This window comes from Paracoccus sp. IB05 (genome assembly GCF_016405985.1).
Taxonomy (GTDB): domain Bacteria; phylum Pseudomonadota; class Alphaproteobacteria; order Rhodobacterales; family Rhodobacteraceae; genus Pseudogemmobacter.
Genome location: NZ_JAEFCF010000068.1, coordinates 1 through 14683, shown reverse-complemented (window position 1 = coordinate 14683; position 14683 = coordinate 1). Strand labels below are relative to the sequence as shown.

Annotated in this window: 10 protein-coding genes; 4 read left to right on the top strand and 6 right to left on the bottom strand. The window is 63.6% G+C overall.

Annotation, left to right across the window (positions count from 1 at the left end; translation table 11 throughout):
* Window positions 1-162 precede the first annotated feature (162 nt).
* The gene (locus JC607_RS24520) at window positions 163-1101 is read right to left on the bottom strand and encodes a hydrogen peroxide-inducible genes activator (protein WP_198839333.1); all 939 of its coding nucleotides are present in this window, start codon (window positions 1099-1101) and stop codon (window positions 163-165) included.
* 164 nt (window positions 1102-1265) lie between these two features.
* Here JC607_RS24520 and katG point away from each other — a divergent pair, with 164 nt between their 5' ends.
* Entirely contained in the window at window positions 1266-3443 is a 2178-nt protein-coding gene (katG, locus tag JC607_RS24515) for a catalase/peroxidase HPI (protein ID WP_198839332.1), read from the top strand.
* A 118-nt stretch (window positions 3444-3561) separates the two neighbouring features.
* Here the strand turns inward: katG and JC607_RS24510 are convergent, their stop codons facing one another.
* Together JC607_RS24510 and JC607_RS24505 are read right to left on the bottom strand one after the other, a co-directional pair.
* Window positions 3562-4581, bottom strand: coding sequence for a TIGR01620 family protein (locus JC607_RS24510; protein ID WP_198839331.1), 1020 nt, complete (start codon window positions 4579-4581; stop codon window positions 3562-3564).
* The gene (locus JC607_RS24505) at window positions 4578-6005 is read right to left on the bottom strand and encodes a YcjX family protein (RefSeq protein WP_198839330.1); all 1428 of its coding nucleotides are present in this window, start codon (window positions 6003-6005) and stop codon (window positions 4578-4580) included. The genes JC607_RS24510 and JC607_RS24505 overlap by 4 nt, the downstream gene beginning before the upstream one ends.
* A gap of 91 nt (window positions 6006-6096) precedes the next feature.
* Between JC607_RS24505 and truA the strand changes: the two genes are divergently transcribed.
* Window positions 6097-6870, top strand: a complete 774-nt coding sequence (truA, locus tag JC607_RS24500; protein WP_198839329.1) for a tRNA pseudouridine(38-40) synthase TruA — start codon at window positions 6097-6099, stop codon at window positions 6868-6870.
* A 35-nt stretch (window positions 6871-6905) separates the two neighbouring features.
* On the opposite strand, the gene JC607_RS24495 is transcribed toward truA, so the two are convergent.
* From JC607_RS24495 to JC607_RS24485, 3 genes are all read right to left on the bottom strand, one after another.
* Window positions 6906-7307 (bottom strand): tellurite resistance TerB family protein, encoded by a 402-nt coding sequence (locus tag JC607_RS24495; RefSeq protein WP_198839334.1) that lies wholly within the window; start codon window positions 7305-7307, stop codon window positions 6906-6908.
* A 25-nt stretch (window positions 7308-7332) separates the two neighbouring features.
* Window positions 7333-7752: a hypothetical protein gene (locus tag JC607_RS24490; RefSeq protein WP_198839328.1), complete on the bottom strand. Its 420-nt coding sequence runs from the start codon at window positions 7750-7752 to the stop codon at window positions 7333-7335.
* Between the two features lie 132 nt (window positions 7753-7884).
* A complete protein-coding gene (locus JC607_RS24485) occupies window positions 7885-9213 on the bottom strand; it encodes a hypothetical protein (RefSeq protein WP_198839327.1) in 1329 nt (442 codons plus the stop codon).
* Window positions 9214-10022: 809 nt separating this feature from the next.
* Between JC607_RS24485 and JC607_RS24480 the strand changes: the two genes are divergently transcribed.
* Both JC607_RS24480 and JC607_RS24475 read left to right on the top strand, forming a co-directional pair.
* Window positions 10023-11615 (top strand): lysine--tRNA ligase, encoded by a 1593-nt coding sequence (locus JC607_RS24480; RefSeq protein ID WP_198839326.1) that lies wholly within the window; start codon window positions 10023-10025, stop codon window positions 11613-11615.
* A gap of 188 nt (window positions 11616-11803) precedes the next feature.
* Complete coding sequence (locus JC607_RS24475) at window positions 11804-14095, top strand: glycosyl hydrolase family 28-related protein (RefSeq protein ID WP_198839325.1); 2292 nt, start codon at window positions 11804-11806, stop codon at window positions 14093-14095.
* Window positions 14096-14683 lie beyond the last annotated feature (588 nt).

The following is a 14683-nucleotide window of genomic DNA, read 5'->3' as shown; positions in this document are numbered from 1 at the left end:
GCGCAAACCAATCCTAACAACCAGACAAACAAACACACAAGAAATAAAGTTGAATATAAGGAAAGCTGTTGGCGCATTTTCCGGCGACTGCCGGATTTCCGTGCAGTCGCTGCAGAGCAGCACGGCGGGCGCCGGCGGCAAGCGCAGGAAAGGCGCGTAAAATCAGGGCTGATGCGGGCCGCCATACGGTGGGCTTTGCGCTGGCAGCATGACGGGCAGGCACTGGTTCAGCAGTGCAGCAATCCGAATAAGCTGGGGGCCAAGCGGGTTTGACCGCCGCCAGACCATGCCGATCACCCGTTTCGGATGCGGTGCGGCAAGCCGGTCGACAGCAACCTGGGCCGATTTCGTCTCGATCGGCAGCGCCATTTCGGGAATCAGCGTCACCCCGATTCCCGCACCGACCATCTGCACCAGCGTCGAAAGCGAGCTGCCCTCCATCAGATCGCGCGGCGCGCGGGAGGCCGGGATCTTGCAAAAGGACAGCGCCTGATCGCGGAAGCAATGGCCCTCTTCCAGCAAAAGGAGCTTCATCTCGGCCAGCCGCGCCGCATCCGGCACCGGGCGTCCGGCATCCGAGCGCGGACGGACCAGCAGGAATTCCTCCTCGATCAGCGGCACCTCCTCAAGCGTGGGTTCCGAGACCGGCAGGGCAAGGATGGCAAGGTCAAGCCGCCCCTCGGTCAGATCGGTCAAAAGGGTGCGCGTCACCGCCTCGCGCGGGCGCAGATCAAGCGCGGGCCAGCGCCGGGTCAGATGCTGGATCAGACCGGGGAGGAGATAGGGCGCGACCGTCGGAATGACACCGATCCGCAAAATGCCGCCGGGCTCGTCCCCCGCAGCCCGCACCAGATCGCCAAGCTGGTCGACGCGGCGCAGGATATCACGGGCACGGGTGGCAAATTCCTCGCCCAGAGCGGTCAGACGGACCCGGCGCGCGGCGCGTTCCACCAGCGGCGCGCCGATCAGCGCCTCCAGCTCGCGGATCTGCATCGACAGCGCCGGCTGTGAGATCGCACAGGCCTCGGCGGCGCGCCCGAAATGGCCGATCCGCGAGAGCGCTTCGAAATAGCGCAGATGTTTCATCGACAGGGCATTCATAAGAACACCTTATCGCAGAAGTAAGTTTTTGCAATTTTGAATTATTCCAAAACCGGGCTAGACCTGAGGACAGCCAGGCAGGCGGCGGATTCGGCATCAGGCCGGGCCGCGCCCGTCCAGGACATGCGCGCTACGCGAGAAACCGCAGCCAGTCGGAGGAAAAAATGGACGGAAATGATGTGAAACCGGGTGGCAAATGCCCGGTTACCCATGGGGCGAATACCGAGCTGGGCCAAAGCGTGATGGCCTGGTGGCCGAAGGCGCTGAACCTCGACATTCTCAGCCAGCAGGATACCAAAACCAATCCGCTGGGCCAGAATTTCAGCTATCGCGAGGCGCTGAAAACCCTTGATGTAGAAGGCCTGAAGGCCGATCTGCGCGCTTTGATGAATGACAGCCAGGACTGGTGGCCGGCGGATTACGGCTCTTATGTCGGCATGTTCGCCCGCACCGCCTGGCATATGGCGGGATCCTACCGTGTGACCGACGGGCGCGGCGGCGGCAATACCGGCAACCAGCGCTTTGCACCGCTGAATTCCTGGCCCGACAACGTCAATACCGACAAGGGCCGGCGTCTGCTGTGGCCGATCAAGAAGAAATACGGCAATGCGGTCTCCTGGGCCGACCTGATCCTGCTGGCCGGCACGATTGCCTATGAGGTTGCAGGTCTGAAGACCTTCGGCTTCGCCTTTGGCCGCGAAGACATCTGGCATCCCGAGAAGGACACCTACTGGGGGTCAGAAAAAGAGTGGCTCGCGCCCTCGGATGGCCGCTATGGCGATGTTGCCACCCCGGCCACGCTGGAAAACCCGCTGGCGGCGGTGCAGATGGGCCTGATCTATGTGAACCCGGAAGGGGTCAACGGTGTCTCGGACCCGCTGAAAACGGCGGCGCAGATGCGCGAGACCTTCTCGCGCATGGCGATGAATGACGAGGAAACCGTGGCGCTGACGGCGGGTGGTCATACGATTGGCAAATGCCACGGCAATGGTTCGGCGGCCAATCTTTCGCCCGATCCCGAAGCTGCCGGCCCGGAATTCCAGGGGCTTGGCTGGATCAACACCAATGGGCGCGGCGTGGGGCGCGACACGGTCGTGTCGGGGCTGGAAGGCGCCTGGACCACCCATCCGACCCAATGGGACACTGGCTTCTTCGACATGCTCTTCAAACATGAATGGCATATCGTGACGACGCCCGCCGGTGCGCATCAGTGGGAGCCGGTCTCGATCCTCGAAGAAGACAAGCCGGTCGATGTGGAAGACAAGTCGATCCGCGTCATGCCGATGATGACCGATGCCGATATGGCGCTGCGGGTCGACCCGGGCTATCGCGAGATCTCGCTCAGGTTCAAAGAGGATCAGGCCTATTTTTCCGAAGTCTTCGCCCGCGCCTGGTTCAAGCTGACCCATCGCGACCTCGGCCCGAAATCGCGCTATCTCGGCCCGGATGTGCCGGCGGAAGATCTGATCTGGCAGGACCCGGTCCCGACCGGACCGACCGGCTATGATGTGGCCGGGCTGAAGGCCAGGATCGCGGCTTCCGGCCTTTCGGTTCAGGATCTGGTGGCCACCGCCTGGGATTCCGCACGCACCTTCCGCCATTCCGACAATCGTGGCGGCGCGAACGGGGCCCGCATCCGTCTGGCACCGCAAAAAGACTGGGCCGGCAATGAGCCCGCGCGTCTGGCGCGCGTCCTCTCGGTGCTTGGCCCGATCGCGCAGGCTGCAGGCGCAAGCCTCGCCGATGTGATCGTGCTGGCGGGCGGTGTCGGCGTGGAACAGGCGGCGAAAGCGGCTGGCTTCACCATCGAGGTCCCCTTCGCACCGGGCCGTGGCGATGCAACCGACGCCCAGACCGATGCGGAAAGCTTCGGGCCGCTGGAGCCGATCCATGACGGCTTCCGCAACTGGGTCAAAGCCGATTACACCGTCACTCCCGAGGAGCTTTTGCTTGACCGGGCCCAGCTCATGGGCCTGAGCGCGCCGGAAATGACCGTCCTTCTGGGCGGGCTGCGGGTGATCGGCGCGAACCATGCAGGTTCCGCGCATGGTGTCTTCACGCAGACCCCGGGCGCGCTCACGAACGACTTCTTCACCACGCTGACCGATATGGCCTATAATTGGGTGCCGGTCTCGAAATCGACCTATGAGATCCGCGACCGCAAGACCGGGGCTGCGAAGTTCACCGCCACCCGCGTCGATCTCGTCTTCGGCTCGAACTCGATCCTGCGCGCGATTGCAGAAGTCTATGCTCAGGATGACAACCGCGAAAAACTGGTCCGGGACTTTGTCAAAGCCTGGGTCAAGGTGATGAACGGCGACCGTTTCGACCTGAAAGCCTGACAACAGAAAAGGCCCCGGATAATGCCTTCCGGGGCCTTTTTCTTATTCATTTTCTGTCTTTAAATATCCCGGGGGAGTCTGCGCAAGGCGCAGACGGGGGCAGCGCCCCCACGCGCCATCAGCCCTCCCGTGCCTCCGCCTTGCCGCGCGGGATCAGCCCCGACAGCGCCCGCGACACAAGCCCCGAAACACCCGGACGCGCCACCGCATGAAACGGCAGCGGCCGGCATTGCTCCATCGCGGCGACCCCGATCCGCGCCGTCAGCGCCCCGTTCACCACCCCTTCGCCGAACCGCCGCGACAGCTTCGAGATCACGCCGCCGCCCGCAACCGATCCCAGAAGATCATCCGCCAGCGACACCGCCCCCGCCGCCAGCAGCGAGGAAAACACCCGGCGCAATAGGCTCCAGCTGCCCAGAGTGCCCGACCGGCCGCCATAGATCATCGCAATCCGCCGGATCATCGCGAGATTGGAATAGAGAACCGCCGCCACATCTGCCAAAGCCAGCGGCACAAGCGCCGTCACCAGAGCGACGCGCCGCGCAGCGGCCTCGATTTCGGCCCGTGCGGCGGCATCGAGCGGCGCGAGGATCTCGGTCTCGGCCAGGGAAAGCACCGCATCGGCATCCAGCACCTCGGCCTGATGGTCCTCAAACCGTTTCAGCCCCCAGGCGGCCTCGGCCCGCGCGCTGTAAAGGTCGGTGATGCTTCCGGTCACGCTGCGCGCGGCCTTCAGATCGGCATTCTCATGCGCGGAAACCGCGCGGGCGCGCAGGTGGTCAAGCCGCGCGATCCGGGCAAAGCCCATCGCCTCGCGCGCGGCCATGATCAGCGCGATCAGAACCGCCAGCGCGATCAGCACAAAGGCGATCCAGCCCAGTGCCGCGTTGCGGGCGAAAAGCGTGGCGGTGAAATCCCAGGCCGCCACGCCGAGAACAAAGGTGAAAAGCGTCGAAAACACCCAGATCGCGGCGCGCGTCAGGCCCGAGCGCCGCGCCCCGGCAGCGCGCGCCAGCTGCCCGAGCATGAGATCCGCCCCGGGCAGATCACTGATCGGAGGTGCGGCGCCAGGATCGGCCTCGGGGATGTCATCCGCATGGATTTCCTCGACAAAGGGGCGGTGGGGGGATTGGGTCACAGCCGGTCTCCGATCAGAAATTCGACGGCGCGGTCGAGGCGGATATGCGGCGGCCCGTCGCCCGGTTTCAGCGAAAGCCGCGCGGGCGCGAATTCCATCATGCCGAATTCCGCGTCGAGCCAGTCTGATGCACCCTCGCGCGCCGGCGACAGGATCCGCGCCGGATCTGCGGGCAGCGCGCCGGGATACATCACTGCCTGTTTTCCGCTGGTCAGAAGCCGCCCACGCACGGCGGGGAGCGGGACGCCGCCACGTTCCACGGTCTCCTCAACCGTGGCGCGCAGGCTGGCAAGCGACAAAGCCGCCACCTCGGCACCGGCAAATTCTGCGCGCCCTTTCGCATCGGCGACCAGTGCCTCGGTGATGGCGGTCAGGGCCGGGTGCTGTTCATGGTGCAGATGGTCGGCTCGGGTCGCCGCGAAAAGGATCCTGGCCACCCGCCTGGCCCCGATCAGCGATGACAGCCAGGAGGCGCGCCCGACGCGAAAGGCTGTCAGCACCTCTGCCATGACCTTCCTCAGATCCTCGACCGCCTGTGGCCCCTTATGGATCGCGCCCAGCACATCCATCAGCACGATCTGGCGATCAACGCGGGAAAAATGGTCGCGGAAAAACGGCGTCACCACCTTTGCCTTATAGCCCTCGAAGCGTCGCACCATCTCGCGCCAGAGCGATCCGCGCCCGGCCTCTGACGGCTCCGGGATCGGGGCAAAGGTCAGGACGGGCGAGCCGGCGAGATCCCCGGGCAGCAAGAACCGGCCGGGCGTGCAATCCGACCAGCCGGCGGCACGGGCGGCGGTCAGGTAACGCGTGAAGCCTGCCGCCAGCAGTTGCAACCGGGCCTCATCCAGCGGCAGCGCGCCATCTTCGGCCCGGGCCAGCGCCAGAAACTCGCGCGCCTCGGGCAGGCGGGGCGCCCGTTTCGCCACCAGTGCAAGGGTGTCTTCGGACCAGCTGGCGAAGGTTTTTTCCATCAGCGCCAGATCCAGCAGCCATTCGCCCGGATAATCCACAATATCCAGATGCAGGATCTGTGGCCCCCGAAACCCCGCGAACCAGCCCGAGGGACGGGTGCGAAACGACAGCCGCAGTTCGGAGATCGAGCGGGTCGAGGCCGGCCAGCGCGGATCATCGCCGGTCAGCGCCGCAAGATGGGTCTCGTAATCGAAACGCGGCAGGGTCAGGTCGGGTTGCGGCTGCAGATGGACGGTCTCGATCCGCCCCTCGCGCGCGGCGCTCAGTTGCAGCATCCGACCGCGGTGCAAAAGATTGGCGATCAGCGAGGTGATGAAGACGGTCTTCCCGGCCCGCGACAGGCCGGTGACGCCCAGCCGCAGCACGGGTTCAAACAAGAGGCCGGAGATCCCGGCCTGGGTCTGATCGATCCCGCGCGCGATGCCGTCGGTGATGCCGAAAAGTGCCAAACCCGCCCCCTGTTCTGTCGGGCGGAAGATAGGGCGCGCCTTGCGGCTTGGGAAGGTGGACGAAGGGGGGCTTCTGGGCTAAGCGGCGGGAATGGCACGCTTTGCATTCAGGATCGAGTATAACGGGGCTCCGTTCAACGGCTGGCAGCGCCAGGCGGGGGGGCAGCCTTCGGTGCAGCAGGCGATTGAAGAGGCCCTGGCGAAGCTGGAACCGGGTGAGCATCGCATCGCCGCCGCCGGCCGGACCGATGCGGGCGTTCACGCGACGGGGCAGGTGGCCCATGCCGATCTTGTGAAAGACTGGGAGCCGTTTCGCCTGTGCGAGGCGCTCAACTGGCATCTGAGACCACAGCCGGTGGCGATCACCGCCTGCGCGCGGGTGGGGCCCGATTTCCATGCCAGGTTTTCGGCGCTGGAGCGGCGCTATATGTTCCGCCTGATGGCCCGGCGCGCGCCGGCGGTGCTGGAGGCGGGGCTCGTGTGGCAGGTGCGGGGCGCGCTGGATCTCGGGGCGATGCGGGCAGGGGCCGCGCATCTGATCGGGCTTCATGACTTCACCACCTTCCGGTCGACCATGTGCCAGGCGCAAAGCCCGGTGAAGACGCTCGATGAAATCTCGATCGAGGAAATCCCCTGCGCGGGGGGGCAGGAATTCCGCTTTTACCTGCGCGCCCGCAGTTTCCTGCACAATCAGGTCCGTTCGGTCGTTGGCACGCTGGAGCGGGTGGGGGCCGGCGGCTGGCCGCCGGCCCGCGTGAAAGAGGCCCTGGAGGCGAAAGACCGCGCCGCCTGTGGCCCGGTCTGCCCGCCCGAGGGGCTTTATCTGACTGGGGTTGGCTATCCGACGGATCCGTTCGGGGGCTGAGATCGCCCGGAAGGCACCCGGGCGGTCTCGCCTGTTCAGGCCCGCAAATGCCGCACCCGCGCCGCCCATTCGATCGCGGCGGCATGGAGGCGGTCGATCCGAAGCTCCTCGCGCAGCTCTTCGAGCATCCGGAGTTCTTCCTGGCTGTGGCGCCCGTCTGCAGTGACCACATCACAGGCCAGCGCATAGGCGGTCTCATGCAGCCGTTCGGGCAGGGCGTCGCGGATCAGGCCGAAAAACGCGTCAAGCCCGTCTTCTTCCTCGAAGAGGTCAAAGACCGTCTGCGACACGCGCCGCATCCTGTCGGTATCATAGCCCGAGAAAACCGGCATCAGATTGACCATGCTCTGAATCGCCACCAGCTCGGCCGTGCGCATATTCTGGTCCGAGGCAGAACAGGCGATCATCACGGCGACGAGGGCGTCCTGGGCCGACATCGAAGGGGGGGCGGATTGCTGCAAGTCACTCACTCCGAAGTCTGCGCAGATCTTTGCGCGAGGTCAGTTTGTCTGCGGCAAAACTAATCGCTGCCGCCTTTCGCGGCAAGGCCAACGCCTCAATCTTGCGGAGCGCCGCGGGGGGAGATGCCGGCATGAGCCTTCCTCCTTGTTCGCTTTTGGGTCGCCGTGCAGGCTCGCTGGCGGTGACGGTCCAGAGCGGGCGCAGGCAGGCGCCGCTGTTCGCGAGGTTGCCGGCATTATATTCGATCTCGGCACCGATCAGGACGCCGGCGGGTGAAGGAGAGCAGTCGAGGGTCTTGACCTTCTTGTTCAGTCGGACCTGCGACCCGTCTGCGGTGCCGCCGCAACAGACCTGGAGGGCGGATGTGCAGCGAATGCCACTGGTGATCCGGCTGATCGCATTGCCGGTGCCGAGGATCACCTGCATGTCCTGCGGCGCCGAACCCGACCACAGATTGAAGATCGGGTTTTTGCTGACACCGCCGCCGGTGAGGCGCGCGGTCGCGTTGCGATGCGGCAGTGCCTTGGCCGAGTAAATACCTGGCCGTCGCCTTTATGCTCGCCAGCGCTGCGCTGGTGGTTGCGGCAGTTGCGCTCTTGCCCGAATTGGAGGCCGATGTGGCGGTCGCCCCCTGGCTGGTCGCTGCGGCATTGGCAGAGCCCAGGGCATTGCTGGCAGAGGTCGCGGCATTGGTCGCATAGGTATGGGCCTGGCCGCGCGCGGTTTCGGCGGCAGTCTGGGCGGTCTGGGCAGTCTGGGCGCTCTGGGCGGCGGTCTGGCTCGCCGCAGCGGTGGAGGCCGAGGTCGCGGCGGCGCTGGCAGATCCTGCGGTCCGGAGGCCGAGCGCGCGGCCTGGTCGGCCTGAGTCAGAACTCCCACCAGGATCTCATAGGTCTGCAGGTTTGCGCCGGCGACGGCATGGATCGCCTGCACGGAAAACCGGAGCGCGGCGGTAACGGCCCCTTTCGTGCCGCCGCCCACCTGTGTCACCGGCCCGCCGGCCTGACGGCCGAGGATCATGGTCAGGGTCGTCAGACCTCCGGTGGAAATGGCAGTGGAGACATGAATGCCGGTTGTGATCACAGAGCCAGCCGTCTGCGCCGCCTGGCGGGAGGCATCTGCAAGGATACCGGCGAGGATGGCATCTTCCATGATCTCGACCACATCCGCAGCCAGATCGTCGGTGCCGATCCTGACATCCGGTGTCGTGACCGCAAGCCAGCCGGACGGTGCCGTAATGCGATCAGCGATCAGCGTGATCTGCAGCTCGTAATCCACAGCCGGCAGCGGCCCGGCGAGGATATCGACCTGACCCGCCTTGACGTTTTGCGTGGTGCCATGGAGCGCGATATCTGTCCCGCCCGCGAGCCGCGCCTGCCAGCGCATTCCGGAACCCTCAAGCTCCGGAGCCCATTTGATGCGGATCCCAAAGCGGCGCGGGGCCGCTGCTCCGTCTCTGATCACAAGGGGCAGAACCTCGAAACCCTCTGGCCGCGATGGGACGGGGGTCGCAGGCTGCGGCGCGGGTGGCGTTGGCAGGAGATCATCCGGCGGCACAACCCAGTCATTCGGATCGACCTCCCGGATCGACAGCTGGCGGATGCCGGTAAACGGATCTTCCAGGATCTCGTGTACAGTGAAGCTCTTACCGTCATAGCCGTTATGGGCAGAGGTCCAGACAACAGTGTCGATCAGCTCGACATGGGCCGAAGCGGGAGGCAGCTTGATCACATGCTTCAGAAAGCGACGTTCATCCTCAAGCCAGGAGAGAGTAGGACGCTGAACCTGATCTGCATAGGGACAGGCCGGCAGTGACAGTGACGCCGCGCGACGGCCAAATGCGTCGGAAGATTCCCATGCCGCATTGGTGCGTTGCGGCACTTCCTTCGTTTCCCAGAACCGCTCCGGGTCGCATAGCAAATGTCATTGCCGATCATTTCGGCAGTCCAGGGCCTGTCCGGATGTGCGCCATAAACCCGGCGCAGCATGGGATCGGCTTCGGTCCGGGTGCCATCATCGTATTTCCCCCAGATGACACCGCCATATTTCGCGCCGAGAACCGGGTAGCCATAGCCTTCGGCATGGTCCAGCGCTCGACCCAGTCCTCGCCAGTCATAGGCTGAGCTGGCCAAGGCCCGCGCCGATCTGGCAGCTTCGGCGGCGAAACTGAGCCACCAGGCCGAGGTTGATCCGGTGGCCTGCACTGCCCGGGCTTTGGCCCCGGCTGATGGTCCACAGGTTGCTGCGGCGCCGCTGTCGGCGCCGGCTCAGGCCAGTCAACCCGCTTCTCTGCCGGCGGCGCGGCGGATGACCTTAAGCTGATCAGGGGCATCGGCCCGGTGCCTGAAGCGCTGTGCCCCAGGCCTGGCTATTTCCACTTTGACCGGATCGCCGCCTGGACCGCTTCCAAGATCGCCCGGGGTGATGAGAATCCTGAAAGGATCAGGGGGCGCGTCACGCAAGATGAATGGGAGATCCAGGCCCGCGATCTTGCTGCCGGTAAAGCGCCGCGCGCGGGTGACGCGCATTGAGCTGAAAGGGATTGCAGGGAAAAGGGGCCGCGAAGCCGCTTTTTATGGGGGCAAAGATGCGCGCAGCGCCGCCCGGCACATTGACGAAAACTGCCTGCGGCAATAGAGCGGGGCTTCCCTCCGGCACTGGCGCCGGTGGTGACAGGTAAGGAAATTCTCATGTCTGAGCTCCGCGATGCGGCGATGAAGTCGAAAGCCTGGCCTTTCGAAGAGGCCCGCGCGCTGCTCAAACGCTATGAGAAGAAGGCGCCGGAAAAGGGCTATGTGCTGTTCGAGACCGGCTACGGCCCGAGCGGCCTGCCTCATATCGGCACCTTTGGCGAGGTGGCACGGACCACGATGATCCGTCGCGCTTTTGAAGCGATCTCGGACATCCCGACGCGGCTGATCTGTTTCTCGGACGATCTTGACGGGATGCGCAAAGTGCCGGAAAATGTGCCGCAGCAGGATCTGCTGAAGGCCAATATCCAGAAGCCGCTGACGAGCGTTCCGGACCCGTTTGGCGAATATGAGAGCTTTGGCGCCCATAACAACGCTATGTTGCGCCGGTTTCTCGACACGTTCGGGTTCGAATATGAGTTCATTTCCTCGACGGAATTCTACCGTGCGGGGCTGTTTGACGCGACACTGAAGCTGTGCGTCGAGCGCTATGATGAGATCATGGCGATCATGCTGGCCTCTTTGCGCGAAGAACGGCAGCAGACCTATAGCTGCTTCCTGCCGATCCATCCGGAAACGGGCCGGGTGCTGTATGTGCCGATGAAGTCGATCGACAAGGTGAACCACACCATCACCTTTGACGATGAAGAGGGCCGCGAATGGACGCTGCCAGTGACCGGCGGCAATGTGAAGCTGCAATGGAAGCCCGATTTCGGTGCGCGTTGGGCCGAGCTCGATGTCGATTTCGAGATGTATGGGAAAGACCATTCGACCAATACGCCGATCTATGACGGGATCTGCGAGGTGCTGGGGGGGCGCAAGCCGAACCACTTCACCTATGAACTGTTCCTGGACTTCGAAGGTCAGAAGATCTCGAAATCGAAGGGCAATGGGCTGACGATTGACGAATGGCTGACCTATGCCTCGGCCGAGAGCCTGTCTTACTTCATGTATCAGAAACCCAAAACGGCCAAGCGGCTGTGGTGGGATGTGATCCCGAAGGCGGTCGACGAATATCACCAGCAACTGAAAGCTTTCCCGGATCAGACGGTTGAGCAGCAGGTCAACAACCCGGTCTGGCATATCCATAACGGCAGGCCGCCGAAATCCACCATGGTGGTGCCGTTCGCGATGCTTCTGAACCTTGCGTCCGTCGCAGGGGCGAAGGATGCGGCCGGGCTTTGGGGCTTTATCCGCCGTTACGCGCCCGACGCCTCGCCGGAAGCCAACCCGGATCTCGATGCGGCGGCGGGGTTCGCGCTGCGCTATTTCCAGGACAAGATCGCGCCGAACCGGGTATTCCGCCTGCCATCTGACACGGAGCGCGCCGCGATCCTTGATCTGCGCGGACGGCTGGAGGCTTTTGCCGGGCCGGAAGACGGTCAGGCCGAGGATGAGGCGCTGCAGACCATCGTTTACGCGGTCGGCAAGGATCACGGGTTTGAGCCGCTGCGCGACTGGTTCAGGGCACTTTACGAGGTGCTGCTGGGTGCCTCCGAGGGCCCGCGTTTTGGCGGCTTTGTCGCGCTTTACGGCGTGTCGGAATCGATTGCGCTGATCGACAGGGCGCTGGCCGGAGAGCTTGTTGGCTGATCTGAGCCTCCGGCGGGAGTATTTAAGTCAAGAGGAAGAGGGGGGCTTTGGCCTCCCTTTTTTGTTGCGCCGGCTGGTGGGGCGGCGCGCGGCGGCATGAGCCGGGATTAACGCTTTTTTTGTAACTCCTTCGGGGTCTGGCGCGGGACTGGTCCGGCGCAGGTGATGATCCAGGCGGGGGTGCGACAATGAACAAGGCGATTACCGAAGGGCTGGCTTTGATGCCGCAGCCCTTTGCAGCGGGGCTGGCGAACTGGTCATCAGCGAATGGGCGGCCGGGGGATGCGTCTTATACCGGGGTGGCAGGCGCGGCACTGGTTGGCAATGACCAGGATTTCGGCGGCTGTTTCGAACTGATGAAGACCACGGCCACGCAGCGGATCCGGGCTTTTGCGCAGACGCCCCTGCGCCCGGATATGTATTTGCGGGTGACGGTGCGGATCAAGGCGGTCTCGGGGAACCTGCCGGCCGTCAGGATCGCGGCCTGGGCCGGGACTGCGGCGGGGGCGAATGTGGGATCGGTTGCCCAGACCGCCCCGGCGGTGGGCCTGTCTTCTTATGGCGAGGTGGTCACGGTCCAGGCGATTATCGGCGCGGGGAACCGGCCCGGTGTGGATCTTGTCTGGGGGCATCTGCCGGTCTTTGCGCATTTCGGCCTTGATCTGACCGGCCCGAATGGCGGCACGGTGCGGATCGACGATATCGTGATCGAGGATGTCACCTCGTTCTGGTTGCGTGATCTGACAGATGTGGTCGATGTGAGGGATCACGGCGCGCTGGGCGATGGCATTACCAATGACATGGCGGCGTTTCAGCGCGCCGATGCGGCGGCGGGCGGCCGCACTCTTCTGGTGCCGACAGGGGTTTACCCGATCCAGGGCAATCTGACGGTCAGCTCTCCGATCCGCTTTGTCGGCACGGTGAGTGTGCCGGCGGCGAACCGGCTGGTGTTGACCCGGAATTTCGATCTGGAGAGCTATTCGCGTGCCTTCGGGGACGATACCGAAGGATTCCGGCGCGCTTTGCAGGCGCTGTTCTACTTCAATGACCATGTCACCCTTGACCTGTCCGGGCGCCGGGTCGATCTCGCCGCGCCGGTCGATGTCTCGGCCTTGTCAGGCCAGACCAGCTTTGCCAATCGCCGGGTGCTCAGGAACGGCTCGCTGAATGCGGTCAGCTCCACCGCCTGGAACACCGAGACATTCACCTCGGTCGGCACCTATACGCCTTCGACGCACCACACCCGGCTGACCTCGGTGACCAATGTCGCCAATATCCCGATCGGTGCGCTGGTCGAGGGGGCGGGCGTCGGGCGTGAGGTCTATGTGCGCTCGAAAAACGTCGGCGCGGGCTGGATCGAGCTGTCTGAGCCGCTGTTCGCAGCTGCCGGGACCCGCACCTACACCTTCCGGCGTTTCAAATATATGCTTGATTTTGGTGGATTTTCTTTGCTGAATCGCTTTGAGATCCATGATGTCGAATTCAACTGCCTCGGGATTGCTTCGGGCGTGATGGTGGCGGCGGCCGGATCGGTCAACCGGTTTGAGAATTGTACCTTCAACCGCCCCAGAGATCGCGGCATTTCCTCGGCCGGGACCGGATGCCAGGGCATGCATGTCGATTACTGCCAGTTCCTGTCAGACGAGCAATCGCTGCCGGCGCAAAACCGCAGCACCATCGCGATGAACGTCAACGCCAATGACGTCAAGCTGAGGAACAACCGCGTCGTCCGTTTCCGGCATTTCGCGGTGATGAACGGCACGTCGCATATGATCCAGTCGAACCATTTTTTCCAGGGGGATGACATGGCGGCGGGGGTTCGGCTGGCCGGGATTGTCTTTACCCAGACCAATGTGGCGACCGTGGTGACCGGCAATTACATCGACAATTGCTTTATCGAATGGGGCAATGAGCATGATGCGGCCCCCGAATTCAACAATGAATTCTCTTTTGGCGGGCTGAACATCGTCGGCAATATTTTCATTGCCTCTGACGTGTCTTCGGCCTTCCGCTGGGTGGTGGTGAAACCCTATGGGCCGGGGCATTTCCTGAACGGGTTCTGTATGGAAAATAACACGTTCCGGGTGTTCAACGCCACGATTGACCGGGTAGACCGGGTCGATACCACGCATTCCACGCTGGATTTCACCCGTTCGCGCGATGTGCGGGTCTCGGCCAATACCTATAATCAGGTGGCGCAGTCGATCTCGAACCCGGTGGTGGTGCAGCATGTGCAGAACACCAATGCCGATACCTGGACGGTGGATGCCTCGGCCTTTATCCCCTTTGGCGGCCGGATCCGTATGGTCGAGGCGGTACAGCCCGAGACTGCCGTGACCAATGCTGCGAATGTGCAGCGCTATATTTCGCCCATCGCCCTGCCGGGGCAGGGGGCGGGCGGCAACCAGGTTCAGCTGCGGTGGGGCGAGGCGGTGAAGGGCCGTGCCGTGGTGACGATGCGGATGGACCTGCCGACCTGAACGCGGACTTTGTTGCCAGGAAAGGGCGGCTTTCGGGCCGCCCTTTTGTCATGCGCGGCGGGGCGCTGTGGCGGGTGAATGGCCGGCCAGCTGTGCGAATCATTTTCTTGCGCGGGCAATGTTGCATCCGGAAAGGATCTTTCCGGGCGGAGGCCTGTGTCGCTGTGTTTCAGCCGGAGAAGGCCGGTTCTTCACGCCCGCTCGCGAGGCTGTGAACGGCCAGGCTGTTGAAAGAAAATGTCAAACTTGTGGCGCTGCCTGAAGTGTTTTACAATATTGACATAATATTGGTGAATAAATTTACAGAAAAATGATTGTGCTAACAGGGGTTACGTAAAAATTCACCTCGCGTTAAACTGTGACCGGGAGAGAAACGTGGCGATCTGGGCGGGGTCCGGGATGCGGCGTTTCCGGGGTTGCAGCCGTTTTTGCCAGACGTGTCGTGTTTGCCAGAAGACCAGGGGAGAGGAAGCCATGAAAGACCAGCCCGATCCGCGCGGGAGCCGCGCGCCATCATTGGAATTTTCGGCGGTCGCGCATGTTGATGCTGCGGGCTATGCGCGTCTTTATGGCGAATCGATTGGGTCT

What these genes read in the sequence shown, in the direction of transcription:
- JC607_RS24520 (WP_198839333.1), bottom strand. Translation starts at nt 1,101, where the DNA reads ATGAATGCCCTGTCGATGAAACATCTGCGCTATTTCGAAGCGCTCTCG.
- katG (WP_198839332.1), top strand. Translation starts at nt 1,266, where the DNA reads ATGGACGGAAATGATGTGAAACCGGGTGGCAAATGCCCGGTTACCCAT.
- truA (WP_198839329.1), top strand. Translation starts at nt 6,097, where the DNA reads ATGGCACGCTTTGCATTCAGGATCGAGTATAACGGGGCTCCGTTCAAC.
- JC607_RS24495 (WP_198839334.1), bottom strand. Translation starts at nt 7,307, where the DNA reads ATGTCGGCCCAGGACGCCCTCGTCGCCGTGATGATCGCCTGTTCTGCC.
- JC607_RS24480 (WP_198839326.1), top strand. Translation starts at nt 10,023, where the DNA reads ATGTCTGAGCTCCGCGATGCGGCGATGAAGTCGAAAGCCTGGCCTTTC.
- JC607_RS24475 (WP_198839325.1), top strand. Translation starts at nt 11,804, where the DNA reads ATGAACAAGGCGATTACCGAAGGGCTGGCTTTGATGCCGCAGCCCTTT.